Origin of the sequence: Streptomyces sp. 1331.2 (assembly GCF_900199205.1) — a bacterium.
Taxonomy (GTDB): Bacteria; Actinomycetota; Actinomycetes; order Streptomycetales; family Streptomycetaceae; genus Kitasatospora.
Window position 1 is genome coordinate 3,555,253 of sequence record NZ_OBMJ01000001.1, and the last position, 21,078, is coordinate 3,576,330.

Consider the following 21,078-nt stretch of genomic DNA (forward strand, 5'->3'; position numbering starts at 1 on the left):
GCGGTGCGTCACAGGATGCGGAGCGCTGCGTCACGGGGTGCGGGTGCGGTGCGGCGCAGGTGCAGTGCGGTGCGGTGCGGTGCGCACAGTCTGCGGAACCGCCCCGGCCGGGGCAACGAACGACCGGGCGGACGGGGCGCGCTTCTTGGCCGAACCGGCGCTTGACAGACCGACGTCCCGCTCGCACCGGCGAGCGGGACGTGCTGGGCAGGGGTGCTTCGGGGGCGTCCCGTGCCCGGCTGTGCTACGCGCGGCCGTCCTACGCGCGACCGAGGAGCTGGGTGCCCGAGGCGGAGTCGGTGCGGGCGGTGAAGAACTCGGTGAAGCCGCACAGGAACTCCTCCCGGGTGATCCGCCCGTCCCCGTCGGTGTCCAACTGGCGGAAACCGTGCGAGAGCTCGACCGGGTGCACCCGCGGACCGCCGAACACCGTGCGGTACTCGTCGAACTCCAGGAACCCGCTGCCGTCGGCGTCGGCCGCGGTGAACACCGCGCCCAACGCCGGCAGCAGCCCCTGCTCCAGGTACGCCCCGTCCCGGTCGCACCCCGCCACGGTGGCCGCCACGAATTCCTCCCGGCTGACCTTCCCGTCCCCGTTGGCGTCCATCACCGTGCGCAGCTGCTCCCACCAGCCGTCGAAGGCGGCGTACACCCGGGCCTCGGCAGCCTCGTCCAGTTCCAGCTGCCAGCACACGTTGTGCGCCATCGCCCGCAGGTCGTGCACGGTGATGAAACCGTCGCCGGTCTGGTCCAGCACCTCACGGAAGAAGCGGTCCAGCCGGGAACCCCGGGTGTCGCGTCGGTGCGGACGGTAGCGGCCGGTCGGGCGCCGCTCCTCCGGGGAGCGGTAGCGCAGCCGGTCCGGCAGCAGCCGGACGAGCGCGCCCGCGCCGCGGTGCAGCAGGAAGGACAGCAGCGCGCCCCGCCGGGTCCGGACCAGCCCGAACCGCTCCCGCACCACCGCCGGCAGGTCCGCCACCGTCAGCTCGGTGACCACCCGGGCCGCGAGGCCCCGCACCACCCGCCACCCGGCGTCCCCGAGGAACCACAGCCGCCTCGGCCGAGGCGCCTCCCGCAGCAGGTCCCCCATCAGGTACCGCGCCGCCTCGGTGAACTCCAGCCGCTCGCGGGCATATCGGGCGAAGTAGGCCGGCAAGTCCTTGGCGGTGGGCGGCAGTTCGCCCTCCGGTAGGTCGAATGCGGCGACCGCCTCTTTGAACTCCGCGTAGGCATCCTCTAGTTGGACAGCGTCATAGCCGTCGCCGCCCAGCCGGCGCATCGCCACCACGCACTCGAAGAGCGTCAGCAGCACCCACGCCCTGGTCCCGGCATCCCGCGCGTCGTACGGCCGCCCGTCCGGCGTCGTGCCCCGGATCCGCTTGTGCGCCCGCTCCAGCCGCGCGACCTCCCGCCGCAGCGTCTCCGCGTCCTGGTAGAACAGCCGCCGCCCGCTCCCCAACGTGTGCTCCACCCTCCGCCACGGATGCGCCCGGTACGTGGAGTGCTCCGCCATCCCGGCCCCCACCACCGGATCCGCCGCCTGCAGCGCCAACAACCGCCACGCCACCATGACGATCCGCCATTCGGACAGATCCCGTTTGAACGACACGGCGGGGTCAGCCACGACGCTCCCCGGTGATCTCCGGACCGATCACGAAGCCCTTGGCGGGGCCCTCGGGGATCGCCAGCACCCCTACGCCCTCGGGGTGCTCGATCTCATCGACATCGTTCGGCGCCACGAAGACATCCGGAATGAGCACCTTGAGACCGGCGATGACATTGCCGTCCTGCCCCGGCGCATAGCCAGTGCCCTTCAGATAGTCGTACAGATCCTGCCCCAGCCGCCTGTTGACAGTGAAGTGACGAACTCCGTCGGTGGGTGACAACGTGATCGCCCCCTCGATGATCTCCGCGCGGAAGCCCTCGGGCACATCCATGGACTTCCACGCCTGCCATGGCAACTGGTCCAGGTTCACGACGGCCACCTCAGCAACGACCGCGCTCATGGGGACACCCCTCTTCCCGTCCAGTGTGATCAGCCAGTGCGAGTCCGCACAAGCAATGGCTGCACGGTCGCACACGACCGAGGGGCCGACCGGGTGATCGGCAGTAGGTTCACTCGATCTGGGGGTTTCGGGGCCGGAAATGCCGAAACCGCAGGGCGGCCGGGAGTGCCTGCCCTGCGGTTCGGGTGCGGTGTGGGGGTTCGCGGCCTCCTCCCGAGCGGGCGCGAACCGGGGTGGGTCAGGAAGTGGAGCGGGTGGCCGGCTTGCGGCGGGAGACGTAGAGGGCGGCGGCGCCGAGGCTGAGGGCGAGGCCGGAGCCGAGGGCGAGGTACGGGGTGGCCGGGTTGGAGCCGGTCTCGGCGAGCTCGGTGGCCGAGCCGGTGGTGGCCGAGCCCGCGGCGGTGGCCTGCGTGGTGGTGGCCTGCGTGGTGGTCGAGGTGGTCGACTTCTTCGCCGCGGTCGTCGCGGTGGTGGCAGTCGTCGCGGTGGTCGCGCCGGTGGCCTTGGTGGTGTCCGTGGCCGGGGTGACGGCGGCGGGCTGCTCCACCGACTGCTCGGCCGGCTTCTCCACCGGCTTCTCCACCGGCTTCGCGGCCTCGGCCCGGGCGTCGGCGAGCGCCTTGTCCGCGGCGGCCTTCTTGGCGGCCGCGGCGTCGGCGGCCTGGTGGGCCTGGGTGACCTTGAGGAGCGCGGCGATCCGGGCGTCGTCCAGGGCGCGTTCGGCTGCCTCGACGGCGGCCTTGGCCTGGGTCTCCGCGTCGTGGGAGGCGTTGGCGGCGTCGAACGCCTTGAGCATCTGCTGCCTGGCCTTCTCCAGGTCCTCGTCCTTGGCCCGGCCGTACGCCTCGGCGGCCTCCCCGGCGGCCTTGTCCAGGGCCGCCCTGGTCTCGGCGGCCTTCTTGGCGGCGGCCTGGGCCTGGGTGAACGCGGCACGCAGCGGCTGCGGGTCGGTGTAGTGGCTGAACGCGGTGTTGAGCTCGGCCGCGTGGGCCTTGGCGGTTTCGTAGGCCTTGGCGGCGTCGGCGGCGGCCTGCTCCAGTTCGGCGATCGAGCCGCTGTCGTTGCGGGTCTGCGCCGTCGGGGCCGACTCCGCGAAGGCGGGTGCCGCGGAGAGTACGGCTGCGGGCGAGATCACGGCGGCGATGACGGCGGCCGAGACCAGCGAACGGCGGAATTTCACGATGACCCCTTTCGGGTCCGAAGAATGCAAAAGCCGCGGCTCGTAAGGATCTTGACGTCCGGGCACTGCCGATCATAGGCACACGCATTCTTGACGCTCCATGCCGGATTCCGGCAAAGTGCGGGCCCCGGAATTGCCGGGTCGGTCAGCAGAATTGACGAGTCGACAATTCCCCGGAAAACCTGCGAGCGCCGGCCCTCAGGAGGCTCGTTCGCCGTTGTTGGGCAGTTCGACCCGGAAGGTCGCGCCCTCGCCCGGTGCGGTGTGCAGGGTGAGGGTGCCGCCGTGGGCGCGGGTGAGGGCGGTGGCGATGGCGAGGCCGAGGCCGGCGCCACCGCCGTTGTCACGGCTGCGGGAGGCGTCGACGCGGTAGAAGCGGTCGAAGACCTGCTGGGCCTGTTCCTCGGTGAGGCCCGGGCCGGTGTCGGCGACCTCCAGCAGGCAGATGCCGTCGGCCCCGGCGCCGACCCCGATCCGCACCGGGGTGCCGGACGGGGTGTGCTTGACCGCGTTGCCGACCAGGTTGGTCACCACCTGCCGCAGCCGGGCCTCGTCGCCGAGGACGGGCGCCGCGCCGGGCGCGCCCGTGCCGGAGGGGCCGGTGAGCGCGACGGGGCGGCTCGGGTCGAGCGCGGTGAGGTCGTGCAGGGCGTCGGCGGCGAGGGTGCGCAGGTCCATGGGGGCGAGGTCGAGCGGGCGTTCCTCGTCGAGCCGGGCGAGCACCAGCAGGTCCTCGACCAGGGCGCCCATCCGGTCGGCCTCGCTCTCGATCCGGGTCATGGTCCGCTTGACGTCCGCCTCGGTGGGCAGCGCGCCCATCCGGTACAGCTCGGCGAAGCCGCGGATCCCGGCCAGCGGGGTGCGCAGTTCGTGCGAGGCGTCGGCGACGAAGCGCCGCATCCGGGCCTCGGACTCGGCGCGGGCCGCGAAGGCCGCCTCGATCTGGGTGAGCATCCCGTTGAGGGCGATGGACAGCCGCCCGACCTCGGTGCCCCGGGAGAGTTCCGGCATCCGGTGGGAGAGTTCACCGTCCGCGATCCGGGCGGCGCCCGCCTCGATCCGCCGCAGCGGCCGCAGCCCGGCCCGTACGGCGAAGAAGCCGAGGGCGGCGCTCAGCACCAGGACGGCGCCGCCGATGGCGAGGAAGGAGTTGTTCAGCTTGCCGAGGGTGGCGTCGATGTCCTCGCGGGACACGGCGACCATGACGTAGGCCGGGGTGACCGCGGGCGCGGCGTACGCGCTGGGGCCGGTGGCCTGTCCGCGGGGGGCCTGGAGCGGCAGGACGAGCACCCGCCAGCGGTGGTGGCCGCGCTGGTCGGGCAGGTCGAAGGGGACGTCGGGGGCGGTGCGGGTCGGGTCGAGGCCGGCCAGCTGGGGGGCCGGGTCGCTGTCGGAGACGGGCTGGCGCATGACGGTCTGCACCTTGCCGTCCGCGGACAGGTACTGCACCAGGTACTGGCTGGGCAGGCTGACCCGCCGGCCGGTGCTGACGGCGGGCTTGCCGGCGCTCGGCGGGGCGACCTGGACCGGGGGCTTGCGGGACAGCGGCAGCCCGTACCGCTGGAGCTGTTCGTCCAGCTGCTCGACCAGCTGGGCGCGGACGGTGCCGAGCACGAAGGTGTCGCTGACCACGAGTCCGGTGGTGACCAGCGCGAGCGCGAGCACCAGCAGCCGGGCGCGCAGGGACAGCCGTGAGGTGAACCGGGCGAACACGTGCGGGACCGGTCAGCCCTGCGGGGGGCGGCGCAGCGCGTAGCCGATGCCGCGCACGGTGTGGATCAGCTTGGGGCCGTGCGCGGGGCCGGAGTCGAGCTTGCGGCGCAGGTAGGAGATGTACGACTCGACGATGGAGAGGTCGCCGCCGAAGTCGTAGGCCCAGACGTGATCGAGGATCTGCGCCTTGGAGACGACCCGGCCGACGTTGGCCATCAGGTAGTGCAGCAGCTTGAACTCGGTCGGGGAGAGCGCGACCGGGGTGCCGGCGCGGGTGACCTCGTGGGCGATCGGGTCCAGGCTGAGGTCGGCGACGACCAGTCGGCCGTCCTCGGCGGGGCCGCCGGCCCGGCGCAGGATGGCGCGGATCCGGGCGATGAGCTCTTCCAGGCTGAACGGCTTGGTGACGTAGTCGTCCGCGCCGGCGGCGAGGCCCTGCACCTTGTCGCCGACGCCGTCCTTGGCGGTGAGGAAGAGCACCGGCAGGTGGTCGCCGGGGTGCCCGTGGGCCGGCCCGGCTATCTGGCCGCGGTTGGTGCGCTCGCGCAGCTTCTCGACCACGGTGAAGCCGTCGAGGTCGGGGAGCATCACGTCGAGCACGACCAGGTCGGGGCGCTCGGCGGCGATCAGTTCCAGCGCCTCGGTGCCGCTGGCGGCGGAGGCGACGCGGAAGCCGGAGAAGCGCAGCGAGGCCGCGAGCAGTTCGCGGATGTTGGGCTCGTCGTCCACGACGAGCAGGAACGCCTCGCCCTGGCCCCCGGCCACCGTGGAGCCGCCTGGTGTGGTGACAGTGCCTTGCACGGGGCTTTCGCCTCCTGGTCGGACGGGGACGTTGAGCATGAGGCTAGCCCTCGGAGGCTATGCGGCATGGATGAATGTTGGATTAACACCTTATCGGTCGGTTTTGCCGCGACAAGCCCTTGGACGGGCGCTCGGTGGTGTGCGCACGGGCGTGAACACGCCCAACGCGCCCCCTGGAGACCTTGCCCGCCCTGCGCCGCGCCCGGTATGAGGTGCGTCACTGCCCGGGAATGCGAAGGCGCAGGAAGTCGGCCGGGCCGACTTCCTGCGCCTTGCTGGTGCTACGCGTCACTCACCCGCGGTTCGAAGTGATCACCACTGGGCCCAGGAGACCGTGGAGATGTCGCCGTGCAAGTCCTGGGCAACCGTGGAGAGCGGCTGGACGTAGCTGAAGGGCGAGGTGAGGCTGCCGCAGACCAGCGTGCCGACGGCCTTGGTCCCGTAGATGACCGCGCCCCCGCTGTCACCGGGGGCGGACCACATCCGGCCGAGCTTGATCAGGTGCTGCGTCTCCCCGACGTTGAAGGGCGGGGTCCAGTTGATCTGGACGTAGCCGCCGTTCTCGGACGCCCACGTTTCGGGCATGTCGGTGGACTGGACCGAGACCCTACGGCTCCAGCCGGTGCGGCCCCCGGAACAGGAACGTCGCCTCCCGGATCGACGGCAGGCCGAGCGCCAGCATCAGCAGCCGGCCGAGCCCGAGCCCGAGGCCGCCGTGCGGCGGGGTTCCGTAGCGGAAGCAGTCCAGGTAGCCGGAGAGCGGCCCGGTGTCCATGCCCTTCTCCCGGGCCTGGGCGACCAGCCGGTCGTGGCGGTGCTCGCGCTGGGCGCCGGTGGTGATCTCCACGCCCTTCCACAGCAGGTCGAAGGACTCGGTGACGGTCGGGTCGTCCTCCGGCCGCAGGTGGTAGAACGGCCGCACGGCGGCCGGGAAACGGGTGACGAACACGAACTCGTGCCCGGTCTCCGCGGCGATCAGCGCGCACAGCGTCCGCTCGCCCTCCGGGTCCAGGTCGTCCTTGACGCCCTCCCGGTCCCAGCCGGTGGCACGGAGCCGGGCCAGCGCGTCGGCCATGGTGATCCGCGGGAACGGCAGTTCCGGGACCACGACCCGGGTGCCGAAGTGCTCGGCGATCGCCTCCCCGTGCTGCTCAGCGACCGCGGTGAGGACGCGGTGCAGCATCCGCTCCTCGAAGGCCATCACGTCCTCGACGCCGTCGATCCAGGCGATCTCGACGTCGACGCCGGTGAACTCGGTGGCGTGCCGGGAGGTGAACGACGGCTCGGCCCGGAACACCGGCCCGATCTCGAAGACCCGGTCGATGCCGCCCGCGATGGCCATCTGCTTGTAGAACTGCGGCGACTGGGCGAGGTAGGCGGTGCGCCCGAAGTACCCGACCTCGAACACCTCCGCCCCGGACTCGGAGGCGGTGCCCATCAGCTTGGGCGTGTGCAGCTCGGTGAACCGCTCCTCGGCGGCGAGCTCCCGCATCGCCCGCTCGACGGTCGTCTGGACGTCGAAGACCAGGTGCTGGGAGGGGCGCCGGATGTCGAGGAACCGCCAGTCCAGGCGCTGGTCGATGCCGGTCTTCTCGTCGATCGGCAGCTTCGGCTCGGCGAGCGAGACGATCTCGACCCGGGACGGGACGATCTCCAGGCCGCCGAGCTTCACCTGCGGGCTGGCGACCACCTCACCGGTGATCTTCACGGCCGACTCGACCGTCACCCGCTCGAACGCCGCCTCGATGGGGTCCTGCTCTCCACCGCGCACGTGGGTGACCTGCACGATCCCGGTGTGGTCCCGGACCAGCACGAACTGGAGGCGACGCTGCCGCCGGAGCGTGTCCACCCAGCCGTAGACGGTGACCGTCTCGCCGACGCGTGCGTGGAGGTCTGCGACAAGGGTGCGCGTCATGGCGGCAACTCCCTGGGTTGCGGGCGCGTTGGTCGCGCCGACGACGAGCGGTAAACGGCCGCCCGGGGGACAGCGCCCACCCTAGGCGATCAAGCTCCACCCGGTCGTCCGGTTTTCCCCGCGCAGGAAGTCGGCCGGCCCGACTTCCTGCGCATACGGGTCTTCAGAGGACCCAGCGGGTGGTGGTGCCGTTGGGGGCGGTGTAGGCGGCGTACTGGGCTTCGGGGCCGGCTTCGACGGCGAACCACTCGGGGCGGGGGCGGTTGTGGGCGAGCCAGTTGCGGTGGGCGGCCTCGACGAGACACCAGACGTCGCGCGGGCCGCTGAGGGCGACGGCGGCGGGGCCGTCGGGGCGGGCGGTGGAGCCGCTCGTGGGGTCGTGGAGGGTGTGACCGCTGCGGGTGATCGTGGGGGCGAGGCGCAGGCCGGCCCAGAAGGCGAAGCCGGGGTGGTCCAGGGCGCGGGCGTCGAGTTCCGTGGTGCGGCGGCGGGCCTGCGGATCGGGGGCGGCGGGCGCGGGGGCCGGGTCCCGGTGCAGGGGCGGGAAGGCGGCCTGGTGGTGGAGGAAGCGGCCGGCGGCCCGGCCGTCGTGGCGCTTGGTCAGCCGGGCGACGGCGCCGCCGACCGGGGCGACGATGAGGCCGCCGGGGGCGCACTGGTCGAGCCAGGCCAGGGGGAGGCGGGGGACGGCGCAGGTGGCGATGATCCGGTCGTACGGCGCTCCGGCCGTGTGACCTTCGGCCGCGGCGGCCCCGACGACGGTCGGTTCGCGGTCGGCGGCGTCGCGGAGCAGGGCGGTGAGGTCGCCGGGGCCGATCTCCAACACCCGGTCGCCGGGCCGGACGTCGAGCGCGTCGACCAGGTCGGACGGCAGGTCGGTCGGCAGGCCCGGCAGCGGGGCCGCGGGCGACCGTTCGACGGTCGTGGCCAAGTCGACTTCGGCACGCAGGAGTTGGTCGTCACTGTGGAGAACGGTCACCATGCCCGGTCGGTCCTTCCTGAGTGGTCGCAGCACGTCGAGGTGCGCAGCGGTCGGCTGCCGGCGAGCCGATCGTCGCCAAGACGGGAAGGGAGGGACAAGGCTTGTGAATCGAGAGGAAAATCGGGAGGCGGGAGGGAGGCCGGAGGGGGGCGGAAGGGAAGCGGCCCCTGGGACGACGGGCCCCCGGGCCTGCGAGACCATGGGGCATCGGCACAGGAGCAGGGGGACCGCATGGAGCTACGGCAGTTGCGCTGCTTCGTCGCCGTCGCCGAGGAGTTGCACTTCGGCCGGGCGGCCGAGCGGCTGCTGCTCGGCCAGCCCGCCGTCAGTCAGCAGGTCAAGTCCCTGGAACGGGAGTTGAAGGTCGAGCTGTTCGACCGGTCGCCGCGGTACGTCCGGCTGACCCCGGCCGGGGAGCGCTTCCTGCCCGCCGCCAGGAACGTCCTCACCGCCGAGGACGCCGCCCGCGCCCTGGCCGCCGATCTGGCCGCCCCCGCCGTGCTCCGGCTCGGCACCATCACCGGGCTCGGGGAACGGCTCGACCTGATCCTCGACACCTACCAGCGCCGGGCCCCCGGCGTGCACGTCGAACTGCACGCCGCCCCGGTGCGGGAGCGGCTGGCCCGGCTCGCGGACGGCCGTCTCGACGCCGCCTTCGTCCGCGGCGCCATCGCCGAGAGCAGCCCGGAGCTGCGCTTCCTGCCCATCTGGCAGGACGAGTTGTTGCTCGCCCTGCCCGCCCGGCACCCGCTCGCCGAGCGGCCGGAGGTCGATCTCGCGGAGCTCGCGGACCTCCCGCTGCGCTTGACCGAGCGCCGCAACCACCCCGCCCTGGTGGACCTGGTCACGGACGCCTGCCGGCAGGCCGGCTTCCGGCCGGTCCTCGGCCCGGCGCACAGCACCCTGCAGGACACCCTGGCCGCGATCGGCACCGGAACCCCGATGTGGACGGTGGTGTACGCCGCGAACGCCCGCATGATCAACGCCCGCCGGGTCGCCTTCCGCCCCTGCCGCACCCCGCTGGCCCTGCCGACCTCGCTCGCCGTCCGGCGCTCCGCCCCGCTCCCCCGGCTGCTGGTCGAGGCCTGCCGCCAAACATCCCACCTGACCTGCGACGATCAGGATTCGTGATCGCTGTGAGAGCGAATCGGGTCTGGGTCGGAGGGCCCCGATCGAGTGGACTGGTCCCAGCCGGAAAACCGGCGGAACGACCAGAGGAACCGAGTCGAGGAGCCGAAGATGCCGATCGTCACCATCCAGCAGGGCCCGCGCAACGTCGAGCAGAAGCGCGAGCTGGTCAAGAAGGTCACCGACGCCTTCGTGGAGGCCCTGGAGGTCCCCGCCGAGAGCGTGTTCGTGTGGATCCAGGAGTACCAGCCGGAGAGCTGGGGCGCGGCCGGCAAGCTCACCGCCGACCGCTGACCGCCCGCAGTACCGCAGTAGCGCAGTACCGCACCGCCGCAGCGCGGGAAGTCGGTCGGTCCGACTTCCCGCGCGGGCCGGGGGCTCTCCTCAGGGCTGCCGGGGGAAGGCCGACGTCCGGGTGAGGACCGCGACCGCGACGAGGGCCAGGGCGGAGAGACCCTGCAGGACCGCGTACCAGGGCGGGCAGAGGCCGGGGATCAGATCGACCCCGATGAGGGCGATCGGCATGATCGTGGAGACGGTCCGCAGCCGGTCGAAGTCCCGGTAGGAGCCCCCGGCAGCGCGGCCGGCCATCCGGTGGAGCAGCGGAGTCAGCGCGAGCAGGATCGCCCCGCGGAACCACATGAACGAGCTCGCCTCGTGCCCGGTGGCCGCCATCACGGCGACCGTGCCGAGGACGACGGCGCCGGCGGCGCCGAAGAGCAGGATGCACTTCTTCACCGTGGTGAAGCCGTCCCGGGTGGTCGTCGTGGTAGCCATGGTTCGCTTCCCTCCGTGTCGTTGTGGCTACGACGTTACGGAGCGCACGGCGCGCCCGGTACGGGTCCAGCCGTACGCGGGGGTGGGTCCAGGCACACTCGGCTAGCGAGCAGCTGCCGGGCGGCCGGACCACAGGACCGAGCCGAGCAGCAGCACCCCGGGAACGATCCCGGAGGCCACCGCGATGACGGGCGCGGCGACGCCGCAGGCGGCCAGCACCAGGCCGGCCACGCCGCAGACCGCCATCGACGCGCCGAGGACGTGCAGCGCCGGCCGCTTCCAGACCGCAGCGAGGCCGAAGAAGTGCACGCCGACCACGAGGGCGATCCAGGCCACGCTCGCGGACGGGGTGTGCAGCACCTTGCTGATCACGAACAGGCCGGCCCCGAGCGCGAGCGCTTCGACCGCCACCACGTACCAGTAGCCGCGCCCGAAGCCCGTGCCGCTCGGCGGTCTGTCGGCATCGGCCGCGGGTACGGCGGCCCGCCGGCCGGCGAACACGATCCGGAGGAACGCCAGGATGGCGAGCATGCGCAGCGGAACGGCGACGGCCGTCGGCAAGGTCGCTGCGTTCATCTGGATGAAGGCGAGGCCGAAGCCGCCGCCGATGAGCCTACTGACCTGATCTTTTGTCATGATCGTCAGATCTACAGCATGACGATCACCCAGCAAAACGGGTGTACTTGGCCACCCGACTGGCGTGCCTCGTGAAGCGGCCGAGCCCGTACAGGCTGAAGTGGTGGCACACCATCCCCACCCCCGCTGGAGAGAAGCCATGAGAACTGCCCGCACGCTGACCACCGCGGTCGCCGCCGTCGCCCTGATCGCCACGGCCTGCGGTGGCTGCTCCAGCAGCAAGAAGACGACGGCCACGACGAGCCCGTCCCCCGCGGCCACCTCCGCCAGCCCGTCCGCCGCGGCGAGCCCGACGGAAAGCGCGAGCCCGACGGAAAGCGCGAGCCCGACCGAGAGCACCAGCCCGAGCCCGACCGCAGGGGCTCCCGGCGGAGGGGCCACCATCGGGGCGGCAACCGCCGGCAAGTTCCAGAACATCCTGGTCGACTCCCAGGGCAAGACGCTCTACCTGTTCGAGGCCGACACCTCGCCCACCTCCACCTGCTACGACGCCTGCGCCACCGCCTGGCCGCCGCTGCTGACCAACGGCACCCCCACCGCCGCCAACGGCGCCGACCAGACCAAGCTCTCCACCACGGCCCGCAAGGACGGCAAGTCCCAGGTCGTCTACAACGGCCACCCGCTCTACTACTTCGAGGGCGACACCGCGAAGGGCGACACCAACGGCGAGGAGTCCAGCGCCTTCGGTGCCAAGTGGTACGTGGTCAACGTCGCGGGCGACAAGGTCGAGGGCGACTGACCCGATGCACGGTGTCGAACGGCCGCTCCGTTCCCGGCGACGGGCCCGCGGCGTCCTGTGGATGCTCCTGCCGGTGGCGGTGACGGCCGGTCTCTTCTGGTACGGCCGGGCGCACACCCCCGACTACACGAGCAGCCTCTTCGGCCGCCGCTTCGACGACGCCAACCTGCTCAAGGCCCAGCTCGGCACCGCCCTGCTGGGCCTGGCCCTGGTCCAACTCCTGCTGGGGCTCTGGATGTACGGCCGGCTGCCCGGCGTGCGCGCCGCACGCCGGCCGGTCCGGACCGGGCACCGGGTGGTCGGGGTGGTGGCGTTCCTGCTCTCCCTCCCGATCGCCTACCACTGCATCAACGCCTACGGCGTGCAGGTGACGGACAGCCGGATCGCCCTGCACTCGTTCGCCGGATGTTTCCTCTACGGCGCGTTCATCACCAAGGTCATCGTGGTCCGCCACCGCAGGCTCCCCGGCTGGGCCCTGCCCACGGCGGGCGGAGCGCTCATCGTGCTGATCGCCCTGCTCTGGTACAGCGCCGCCCTCTGGCGCCTCAACGGCTATGCCGTGCCCGGTCTTTGAGCGGCCCCGATGCCGGGAAAAGGCCCCCTTGCTCCTCGCAAGGGGGCCTTTCCGCGCCGGAAGATCGGCGTCTGCGCGGGCGTTGCCTCCTGGCGTGAAGATCAGTGAAGCCTCCAGAGTCAGCGGCGTGAGCGCGAGGTCGTTACGGCACTACGAGGACGAGGGCCTGATCGTCCCCGGCCGTTTCGACAACGGGTTCCGCGACTACTGCCGGTCCACGATCGACCGGGTGCTCGTCATCCGCTCGCTGCTGGAGTCCGGACTGCCCGTGCGGTTGATCAGGGAGATCCTGCCCAGCCTCACCGACGGGTCCGAGACCGGCAGCGATGCGGTGTGCACGGAGTTCCTGCACGAGGTGGAGAGCTTCCGCGATCGGCTCGCCGCCCGCATCGCCGTCCTCAGCGACCAGCAGGCGGCCCTCGACGCCTACTTGCGAGCGGCCGCTTGCCCTTGACGCAAGTGTCAGGTTCGTACGTTCGGTCCATGGAGACCGACGAGCAGCAGCAGACCGTACGAGCACTGGTCCAGCGATCGCACGGGGGACCGCAGGACCTGGCCCTCTCCACCGATCGCCCCCGCCCCGCTCCGGGGCCCGGCGAGTACCTGATCCGGGTGGGCGCCGCCGGGGTCAACTTCGCGGACGTCATGCAGACCCGTGGCACGTACGGTGGCGGCCCGCAGGCGCCCTACGTGGCGGGCTTCGAGGCGGCCGGCGAGATCGTGGGGGTCGGCGCCGGGGTGGAGGTTCCGCTGCCGCTCGGCACCCGTGTGGTCGGAGCCGGCCCGGGGGCCTTCGCGCAGTACATGACGATGCCGGCGGCAGGCGTGCTGCCCGTGCCGTCCGGCTGGAGCGACGCCGAAGCCCTCGGTCTGGTGCTCAACTGGGCCACCGCGTTGGCGGCATTGAAGCCGCTGGGCGAGATCAAGGCCGGTGAGACCGTCCTGGTGCATGCGTCGGCCGGAGGTGTCGGGCAGGCCGCCGTCCGCCTCGCCCGCCACTACGGTGCCCGCGTGATCGCCACGGCCTCGCCGGCGAAGCACGACACCATCAGGGCGCTCGGCGCCGACGAGGTCCTGGACAGCCGGCGACCCGATCTGGCAGCGGAGATCACCCGCCTGACCGGGGGCGTGGACCTCGTCCTGGAGTCGGTGGGGCGGGCCACGTTCACGACGAGCCTGTCGGTCACCAAGCCGATCATCGGCCGCATCGTCGTGTTCGGTGCCGCGTCCGGCGATGCCACCCTGACCACGCACGACCTGGTCTTCACCCACCCGGTCCAGGTCAAGGGCCTGCACATCGGAGCACTGGCGGTCGCAGCCCCGGCCGTGTACCGGTCGCTGATCGGAGAGATCGAAGCCCTCATCGCCCACGGCGTGTACCCACCCGGAACGCCCCGGGTGCACGCACTGGCCGAGGGAGCGAAGGTGCTGGAACAACTGGAAGCCGGCCGGACCCAGGGCAAGCTCGCCCTCGACCCCTGGCGTTGAGCACACGAGGGCGGCCCCCTTGCGAAAGAACAAGGGGCCGCCCTCGCGGTTCGTCCGTCAGCCGCCGTTCGGGTTCCGGTTGCCGCCGCCGAAGCCGCCGGCCGCGTTGCCTTCGACCAACTGGCTCGCGGTGTAGCCACCGTTGGCGTCGGGGGTGCCGACGACGGTCACGCTCTGGCCGGGCTGCAGGTCGGCGACCTTGCCCTCCTTGTTGAGCTGGACCTTCGTCGCGTCGCCGGTGGTGACCTTGACGGTGTTGCCGTTGGCGTCGGTCAGGTAGACGGTGTTCCCGTCGACGGCCTTGACCGTCCCCCGGGCGAACCCGGGCTGCCCGCCCTGACCCGAGCCCTGGCCGCCCTGCCCGGCACCCTGGCCCCCACGGCGGCCGCCCTGCCCGCCCTGAGCACCCGCGCCCTGCCCGTACCCGCCGCCGCCCGCACCCTGCCGCTGGCCACCGGCCGCAGCAGCCGCCGGCCGGGAGGACTTCCCGCCCGACCCGTTGTTCTGCTCGTACCAGACCCCGCCCGCGAACGCCCCCGTGGCGATCACCCCGCCCGCCAGCACCAGGCTGATCCAGGGGAGCTTGCGCCGGGGCGGCGCGGCCAGTTCGGCGCTGACGTCGCGGGCGTCCGGCGGGGTGGCGAGCAGGGCGACCTGCTCGGCGTGAGTGCTGCTGACCGTGGCGATCTCGTTGCTGCTCATGGCGTGGTGTGTGTCCTACTCGTGCCGGAGGGCGTCGATCGGCCGCAGCGAGGCGGCCCGGTTGGCGGGGTAGCTGCCGAAGAAGAGCCCGATGGCGACGGCGATGCCGAACGCGCCGAGCACCGACTCGGGGATCACCACCGGCTTGATGCCGACGATGCTGAAGTGCGAGCCGATCATCCCGGCCGCGACTCCCAGCCCCGCGCCGATCACCGACAGCAGCGTCGACTCGGTGAGGAACTGCCCGAGGATCACCGCGCGCGGCGCGCCGAGCGCCTTGCGGATGCCGATCTCGCGGGTCCGCTCGGTGACCGTCACCAGCATGATGTTGGTGATCCCGATCCCGCCGACCAGCAGCGAGATCGCGGCTACTGCGCCGAGCAGCACGGTGAAGGTCTTGGTGGTGCTCTCCCGCGCCGTGAGCAGGGAGGCCTGGTTGGTGATCCGGAAATCGGCCTTGCTCGGGTCGGCGATCGCGTGGGTGCCGAGCAGCACCCGGGTGATCTCCGCCTGGGCGGCCGTGGTGGTGTCGGCGGAGGCCGCCTGCACCAGGATCTGGTTGACCGGGCCGAAGCCGGTGAAGGCGTTCTGCACCGTCGGCAGCGGGGCGATCACCACGTCGTCCGGGTCGGTGAAACCGCTGCCGCCCTTGGCCTGCAGCACGCCGACCACGGTGAACGGCGTGCCGCCGAGCACGACGGTCCTGCCGACCGGGTCCGCGGTGTCGAAGAGCTGCTTGGCCGTGGTGGCGCCGAGCACCGCGACCTTGCGCGAGCCGAGCACGTCGTCGTTGGTGAAGTACTCGCCGTGGGCGACCTTCTGGTTGGCGGTCTCGAAGTACGCCGGGTAGGTGCCGACGATCGAGCCGGGACTGTACGAGATGTTCCCGTACAGCGCCGTGCCGCTGGTGGTGACGACCGGCGCCACCGACTTGATCGCGGAGGCGGCCTCGGCGTCGTTCGCCAGCGCCTTGGCGTCCGCCACCGTGAGCTTCTTCACCGAGGAGGCCGCCCGGGAACCGCCGGCCGCCGAACCGGCGCTGACGGTCAGCGAGTTGGTTCCGAGCGAGGTGATCGAGTCCTTGACCGCGACGGACGAGCCGTTGCCGACGGCCAGCAGCAGGATCACCGAGGCGACGCCGATCAGCACGCCGAGCATGGTGAGCGCGGAGCGCACCTTGTTGGCGGCCAGGCCGCCGACCGCGAAGCGGAGTGTCTGCCAGAGGATCACGCGGACACTCCCAGGTCACGAAGGGCGGGGGGCGGCCCCTCCACCGGGGCCTGCCGGACGTCGCTCACGATCTGCCCGTCGACCAGGCGCAGCACCCGCTTGGCGTGCCGGGCGACCTCGTCCTCGTGGGTGATCAGCACGACGGTGCGACCGGTGGTGTTGAGCCCGTCGATCAGGGCCAGCACTTCCTCCGTGGAGCGGCTGTCGAGGTTGCCGGTCGGCTCGTCGGCGAGCAGCATCGCGGGGGCGGTGACCAGGGCCCGCGCCACCGCGACGCGCTGCTGCTGGCCGCCGGAGAGCTGGTTGGGCTTGTGGCCGGAGCGCTCGCCGAGCCCGACCAGCGAGAGCGCGGCCAGCGCCCGGCGCCGCCGCTCGGCGGCCCGCACGCCCGCGTAGGCGAGCGGCAGCTCGACCTGGGCGAGGGCGGTGGTGCGCGGGATCAGGTTGAAGGACTGGAAGACGAAGCCGATCTTGCGGTTGCGGACCAGGGAGAGCTGCTGCTCGTCCAGGTGGCCGACGTCGACGCCGTCCAGCAGGTAGCGGCCGGAGGTCGGGACGTCCAGGCAGCCGAGGATGTTCATCAGGGTGGACTTGCCGGAGCCCGAACTGCCCATCACGGCGACGTAGTCGCCCTGTTCGATGTCCAGGCTGACGCCCTGCGGTTCGCCGGTCTCCGGGTCGTCCGGGCCGCGCAGCGCGTGCACGGTGGCGTCGCCGTGCCCGTACGACTTGGTGAGCCGGCGGATCCGGATCACCGGCACGGGCGTCGCGGGGACGCGCTTGTCGATGACGTGACGCATGCTCAGCCCCGACCGCCCCGGCCGCCGCCGGCGCCACCCGCACCGCCACCGCCGCCACCGGTGCCGCCCGGGAAGACCCCGCCGCCCGCACCGCCGCCCGCGCCGCCGCGGTTGCCGCCCGCGCCCGGGAAGGAGCCGTTCGGGAAGCCGTTGGTGCCACTGGTGGTGGGGAGTTCGACCTTGTCGCCCTCCTTCAGCCCGGAGACCACCTGCACCGTGCTGTCGCCCTCGACGCCGACGCCGACGGTGATCCGCTCGGAGCTGCCGTCCTCGTGCACCACGGTCGCGGTGCGGGAGGTGCCGGTGCCGGACAGGGCGGCGGTGGGCAGCGAGAGCGCGTTGTCGGCCTCGCCGGTGATCACCTGGACGGTGGCACTGAGGCCGGTGCGCAGGGTGCTGGTGTCGCCGCTCAGCTGCAGCACGGCCGCGTACTGGACGGCGGAGGAGCCGGCCGCGCCACCGGAGCCGCTGCTGCTGGGCAGCGAACTGACCGACAGGACGGTGGCGTTGAGCTTGGTGTCGGACTGCGCGTTCAGGGTGACGGTGGCCGCCTCGCCCTTCTTCAGCTTGAGCGAGTCGAGCTCGGAGAAGTTCGCGGTGACCTGCATCCCGGTCGGGTTGGTCAGCACGATGAAGCCGCTGGGGGCGCCCGAACCCGCGCTCGTGCCGCTCGACTTGCCCGCGGAGGACGAGGAGGACGAGGAGGAGCCCGAGGCGCCCGCCCCGACGGTGTCGCCGACCTTGCCGGAGACGGAGGCGACCGTGCCGTCCACCGAGGCGGTCAGGGTGGTCCCGGCCAGCGCCGCCTGGGCGTTGGAGAGGTTGGTCTGCGCGGTGGCGACCTGCTGCTGGGCCTGGGCCACGGCCGCGTCGTCGACCTTGGTGGTGGTGATGGTGGTGGTCTGCGGGGCGGGCGTACTGCTCCCACCCGCCCCGCGTCCGCCACCGCCGGCGGACCCACCGCTGCCGGCCGCGCTGCTTCCGGAGCCGCTTCCGGAGCCGCTGCCGGCCGCGCCGCTGCTGCCGGTCCCGCCGGAGGCCGGGACGGGCAGCAGCTCGGTGGTCGTGGTGGTGACTCCGGCCTGCGCCTTGGCGAGGTTGGCGTTGGCCGTGGTGAGGGCCGCCTGGGCCGCGTCCACCTGCTGCTGGGCCGCCGTGGTGTCGACGGTGGCGAGCACCTGGCCCTTCTTGACGGCGTCCCCGACCGCGACCTTGACCGCGGTGAGCCTGCCACCCGTCGCGAAGTCCTGGGCCGCGTCGGTGGGCGACACCAGGGTGCCCGTCCCGGACACGGTGGCCAGGACAGTGCCCTTGGCGACCGTCGCGGTACGGGTCGTGGGCTTGGCCGACGCCGGACCGGAGCTTCCGCTGACCGTGGTGTACACCAGGGCCACGCCGCCCAGCAGGGCCACACCGAGCGCGGAGTTGACGAGGACGGCACCGCGCCGCCGTGGGAGCACCTTCATGGCGGACAGCTTCGCGGGGAGCTCTTGCGGAGTCCTGGGCGCGGGCTGGGAGGAGACTGGACGGCCGGATCCGGGCATTCCGGGCAGAACAGCCGCCCTGCGCGGCCTGCTTGGCCGCTCCGTGGCCGGCCGTTGGCCGAACTCCCAGCGCACTCCCAGCGATCCACAGCCATCCGGGAGCTCCCGGGGAGCGCCCAGGCCCGGGAGCGCCCGGGGCCCGGGGAGCGCCCGCGCCTTCCCGACGAACGCCACAGGGGCGCACCGTCCGACGGCACGCCCCTGCAACCGACTGCGCGATGAACCTCAGAGCGCCTTGCGGAACGCCTCCGCCACCGACAGGAAGATCGAGTTGCCCTCGGCCTCCCCGATCGACACCCGCACGCCCTCCGGGAACGGCCGGACGATCACGCCCGCCTCGGCGCAGGCCGCCGCGAACTCCGCCGAACGCTCGCCGAGCCCCAGCCAGACGAAGTTGGCCTGCGAGTCCGGGATTTCCCAGCCCTGGGCGCGCAGCCCGGCGACGACCCGGTTGCGCTCCTCGACCAGCGCGTCCACCCGCTCCAGCAGCGCCTCCTCGGCGCGCAGCGAGGCGACGGCGGCGTTCTGGGCGAGCTGGTTGACGCCGAACGGGACGGCGGTCTTGCGCAGCGCGGACGCGACCGGCTCGTGCGCGATCGCGAAGCCGACCCGCAGGCCCGCCAGGCCGTACGCCTTGGAGAAGGTGCGCAGCACGCAGACGTTCGGGCGGTCGCGGTAGAGGTCGATGCCGTTGGGGACCTCGGGGTCGCGGATGAACTCGATGTAGGCCTCGTCGACGACCACCAGGATGTCGCCGGGGACGGCCGCCAGGAAGCGCTCCAGCTCGGCGCGGTGGATCACGTTGCCGGTGGGGTTGTTGGGGTTGCAGACGAAGATCAGCCGGGTGTTCGGGGTGATCGCGGCGAGCATCGCGTCCAGGTCGTGGTCGCCGGCCGGGGTGAGCGGGACCGGGACGGGCGTGGCGCCGGCGATCTGGGTGATGATCGGGTACGCCTCGAAGGAGCGCCAGGCGAAGATCACCTCGTCGCCCGGGCCGGCCGTGGCGAGGATCAGCGACTGGGCGACGCCGACCGAGCCGGTGCCGGTGGCGATGTGCTCGACGGGCACGCCGAAGCGCTCGGCCAGCACCTCGGTCAGCTCGCTGACGCCCATGTCGGGGTAGCGGTTGAACGAGCCGGCCGCCGCGACCGCCGCCTCCAGCACGCCGGGCAGCGGGTCGTTCGGGTTCTCGTTCGAGGACAGCTTGTAGGCGTCGGCGCCGGCCGGCTTGCCGGGCTTGTAGGTGGGGATGCCGTCCAGGGTCGGCCGCAGCCGCGGTCCCTGCGCTGACGTACCACTGCTCACGGTCGTACTCCGTTTCCAGAAGTTGCACTGCTGTCCGGAGCGCTCGCCCGCCACGGACGGGTTCGCCCTCCGTGTCCGGGACCTCCTGACTCGCCCCGGACCACCCCGGTCGGGTGCCTTGCACGATACCGACCGCCCTCACCCGTAGGAGTGAGATGCCCGGTCGGGTTACAGGCGCAGATCAGCCATTCTGCCCGGTTCCTTTGGCACATGTCAGAGGTAAGAGGCCAGGTTTCGGACGGGTATCGAAGGGGCGCACCCCGGCTCACTCTTGGAGAAACGTATCTCCGAAGGCTCCCGATGCGCCGGTCACAGACCCTTGTCAGGAGCCATACGATCGGTCCGCCATGACAGCAGCAGCCAACCAGAGCGGTCGGCGACCCACCGCCTCACGGCGTCTGGAGCGGGCCGGCATCCGGGATGTGGCGGCAGCCGCCGGAGTGTCGATCACTACCGTCTCCGACGCGCTGAACGGTAAGGGCCGCCTGCCCGACGAGACCCGCAGCCGGGTGCGCGAGGTCGCCGAACGCCTCGGCTACCGCCCCTCCGCCGCGGCCCGCACCCTGCGCACCGGACGGTCCGGCCTGATCGGGCTGACCGTCACGACCTACGGCGAAGAGCCCTTCACCTTCACCGAGTTCGCGTACTTCGCCGAGATGGCCCGGGCCGCCACCAGCGCCGCCCTCGGCCGCGGCTACGCGCTGGTGGTGCTGCCCGCCTCCTCCCGCCACGACGTCTGGGGCAACATCGCCCTCGACGGCACCGTGGTCATCGACCCGCCCGACCAGGACCCGCTGGTCAGCGAGCTCTACCGGTCCGGCGTCCCGGTCGTCAGCGACGGCAAGCCCGGCAACTGCCCGGTCACCGCCTGGGTCGACAACGACCACGAGGCCGCCGTCCTCGGCATCCTCGACCACCTCTCCGAGGCCGGCGCCCGCCGGATCGGCCTGCTCACCGGCACCAGCACCGACACCTACACCCGGCTCTCCACCGAGGCCTACCTCGGCTGGTGCGCCAAGGTCGGCCAGGAGCCGGTCTACGAGGCCTACCCCGCGCACGACCCGGCCGCCGGCGCCGTCGCCGCCGACCGGCTGCTCGCCCGGCCCGACCGGCCCGACGCCGTCTACGGCCTCTTCGACCCCAACGGCACCGACCTGCTCGCCGCCGCCCGCCGGTACGGCCTGCGGGTGCCCGACGACCTGCTGCTGGTCTGCTGCAGCGAGAGCGACGTCTACGCGTCCACCGAACCGCCGATCACCACCCTCTCGCTCAAGCCGCGCAAGATCGGCACCACCGTGGTCAACCTGCTGATCGACGCGATCGAGGGCGTGGACTCCGGCACCGGCGTCGACATCGCCCGGCTCTTCCCGCCCCGCTTCCGCACCGCCGGCAACGGGCCTCCGCCGGGCACCCTGATGCCGACCGAGCTGATCGTCCGCGCCTCCTCCCAGCGCCGCAGCCCGCGCACCACCGTCAGCCCGCCCCGACCCCCGGGCGAGGTCTAGACCGCGCGGCCGCACCGCGGAGGCGGGCCGAGGACTGCTGAGGACCGACGACG

The 21,078-nt window shown here is 72.4% G+C and carries 22 protein-coding genes; 7 read left to right on the forward strand and 15 right to left on the reverse strand.

The window, feature by feature from the left end:
• Nucleotides 1-259: 259 nt before the first annotated feature.
• From CRP52_RS14990 to CRP52_RS15025, 8 genes are all read right to left on the reverse strand, one after another.
• Entirely contained in the window at nt 260-1,624 is a 1,365-nt protein-coding gene (locus tag CRP52_RS14990; RefSeq protein ID WP_257032496.1) for an EF-hand domain-containing protein, read from the reverse strand.
• Entirely contained in the window at nt 1,617-2,006 is a 390-nt protein-coding gene (locus tag CRP52_RS14995) for a Uma2 family endonuclease (RefSeq protein WP_097236859.1), read from the reverse strand. The genes CRP52_RS14990 and CRP52_RS14995 overlap by 8 nt, the downstream gene beginning before the upstream one ends.
• Before the next feature lie 238 nt (nt 2,007-2,244).
• Nucleotides 2,245-3,186 (reverse strand): LAETG motif-containing sortase-dependent surface protein, encoded by a 942-nt coding sequence (locus CRP52_RS15000; protein ID WP_097236860.1) that lies wholly within the window; start codon nt 3,184-3,186, stop codon nt 2,245-2,247.
• A 198-nt stretch (nt 3,187-3,384) separates the two neighbouring features.
• A complete protein-coding gene (locus tag CRP52_RS15005; RefSeq protein ID WP_257032497.1) occupies nt 3,385-4,899 on the reverse strand; it encodes a sensor histidine kinase in 1,515 nt (504 codons plus the stop codon).
• Between the two features lie 12 nt (nt 4,900-4,911).
• On the reverse strand, nt 4,912-5,700 hold the full coding sequence (locus tag CRP52_RS15010) for a response regulator transcription factor (protein WP_257032498.1): 789 nt from the start codon (nt 5,698-5,700) through the stop codon (nt 4,912-4,914).
• 312 nt (nt 5,701-6,012) lie between these two features.
• Nucleotides 6,013-6,285: a hypothetical protein gene (locus tag CRP52_RS15015; protein WP_097236862.1), complete on the reverse strand. Its 273-nt coding sequence runs from the start codon at nt 6,283-6,285 to the stop codon at nt 6,013-6,015.
• Nucleotides 6,286-6,307: 22 nt separating this feature from the next.
• Nucleotides 6,308-7,615 carry an aspartate--tRNA(Asn) ligase gene (gene aspS, locus CRP52_RS15020; RefSeq protein WP_097236863.1) on the reverse strand — a complete coding sequence of 436 codons (1,308 nt, stop codon included), beginning with the start codon at nt 7,613-7,615 and terminating at the stop codon, nt 6,308-6,310.
• A 163-nt stretch (nt 7,616-7,778) separates the two neighbouring features.
• Entirely contained in the window at nt 7,779-8,597 is an 819-nt protein-coding gene (locus tag CRP52_RS15025) for a hypothetical protein (protein WP_179852800.1), read from the reverse strand.
• A gap of 231 nt (nt 8,598-8,828) precedes the next feature.
• On the opposite strand from CRP52_RS15025, the gene CRP52_RS15030 reads away from it, so the two are divergent.
• Together CRP52_RS15030 and dmpI are read left to right on the forward strand one after the other, a co-directional pair.
• Nucleotides 8,829-9,728, forward strand: a complete 900-nt coding sequence (locus CRP52_RS15030; protein WP_097236865.1) for a LysR substrate-binding domain-containing protein — start codon at nt 8,829-8,831, stop codon at nt 9,726-9,728.
• 108 nt (nt 9,729-9,836) lie between these two features.
• A complete protein-coding gene (gene dmpI, locus CRP52_RS15035; RefSeq protein WP_097236866.1) occupies nt 9,837-10,019 on the forward strand; it encodes a 4-oxalocrotonate tautomerase DmpI in 183 nt (60 codons plus the stop codon).
• A gap of 90 nt (nt 10,020-10,109) precedes the next feature.
• Here dmpI and CRP52_RS15040 read toward each other — a convergent pair whose 3' ends face one another.
• Nucleotides 10,110-10,502: a hypothetical protein gene (locus CRP52_RS15040; protein ID WP_097236867.1), complete on the reverse strand. Its 393-nt coding sequence runs from the start codon at nt 10,500-10,502 to the stop codon at nt 10,110-10,112.
• A 102-nt stretch (nt 10,503-10,604) separates the two neighbouring features.
• Complete coding sequence (locus CRP52_RS15045) at nt 10,605-11,138, reverse strand: hypothetical protein (RefSeq protein ID WP_257032499.1); 534 nt, start codon at nt 11,136-11,138, stop codon at nt 10,605-10,607.
• 139 nt (nt 11,139-11,277) lie between these two features.
• On the opposite strand from CRP52_RS15045, the gene CRP52_RS15050 reads away from it, so the two are divergent.
• The 4 genes from CRP52_RS15050 (at nt 11,278) to CRP52_RS15065 (ending at nt 13,939) form a co-directional block, all read left to right on the forward strand.
• Nucleotides 11,278-11,877: a COG4315 family predicted lipoprotein gene (locus CRP52_RS15050; protein WP_097236868.1), complete on the forward strand. Its 600-nt coding sequence runs from the start codon at nt 11,278-11,280 to the stop codon at nt 11,875-11,877.
• A 4-nt stretch (nt 11,878-11,881) separates the two neighbouring features.
• On the forward strand, nt 11,882-12,451 hold the full coding sequence (locus tag CRP52_RS15055) for a DUF6529 family protein (RefSeq protein WP_097236869.1): 570 nt from the start codon (nt 11,882-11,884) through the stop codon (nt 12,449-12,451).
• Nucleotides 12,452-12,545: 94 nt separating this feature from the next.
• Complete coding sequence (locus CRP52_RS15060) at nt 12,546-12,905, forward strand: MerR family transcriptional regulator (RefSeq protein WP_097236870.1); 360 nt, start codon at nt 12,546-12,548, stop codon at nt 12,903-12,905.
• A gap of 29 nt (nt 12,906-12,934) precedes the next feature.
• Entirely contained in the window at nt 12,935-13,939 is a 1,005-nt protein-coding gene (locus tag CRP52_RS15065; RefSeq protein WP_097236871.1) for an NADPH:quinone oxidoreductase family protein, read from the forward strand.
• Between the two features lie 57 nt (nt 13,940-13,996).
• Here the strand turns inward: CRP52_RS15065 and CRP52_RS15070 are convergent, their stop codons facing one another.
• The 5 genes from CRP52_RS15070 to hisC form a co-directional block, all read right to left on the reverse strand.
• Nucleotides 13,997-14,641: a DUF5666 domain-containing protein gene (locus CRP52_RS15070; RefSeq protein ID WP_097236872.1), complete on the reverse strand. Its 645-nt coding sequence runs from the start codon at nt 14,639-14,641 to the stop codon at nt 13,997-13,999.
• Nucleotides 14,642-14,656: 15 nt separating this feature from the next.
• The gene (locus CRP52_RS15075) at nt 14,657-15,871 is read right to left on the reverse strand and encodes an ABC transporter permease (RefSeq protein WP_097236873.1); all 1,215 of its coding nucleotides are present in this window, start codon (nt 15,869-15,871) and stop codon (nt 14,657-14,659) included.
• Nucleotides 15,868-16,671 (reverse strand): ABC transporter ATP-binding protein, encoded by an 804-nt coding sequence (locus CRP52_RS15080; RefSeq protein WP_097236874.1) that lies wholly within the window; start codon nt 16,669-16,671, stop codon nt 15,868-15,870. Before CRP52_RS15080 ends, CRP52_RS15075 begins: the two co-directional genes overlap by 4 nt.
• A 2-nt stretch (nt 16,672-16,673) precedes the next feature.
• Nucleotides 16,674-18,137 (reverse strand): efflux RND transporter periplasmic adaptor subunit, encoded by a 1,464-nt coding sequence (locus tag CRP52_RS15085; protein WP_179852801.1) that lies wholly within the window; start codon nt 18,135-18,137, stop codon nt 16,674-16,676.
• 303 nt (nt 18,138-18,440) lie between these two features.
• On the reverse strand, nt 18,441-19,520 hold the full coding sequence (hisC, locus tag CRP52_RS15090) for a histidinol-phosphate transaminase (RefSeq protein WP_097236876.1): 1,080 nt from the start codon (nt 19,518-19,520) through the stop codon (nt 18,441-18,443).
• A gap of 347 nt (nt 19,521-19,867) precedes the next feature.
• Between hisC and CRP52_RS15095 the strand changes: the two genes are divergently transcribed.
• Complete coding sequence (locus CRP52_RS15095) at nt 19,868-21,025, forward strand: LacI family DNA-binding transcriptional regulator (protein ID WP_097236877.1); 1,158 nt, start codon at nt 19,868-19,870, stop codon at nt 21,023-21,025.
• Nucleotides 21,026-21,078: the final 53 nt, after the last annotated feature.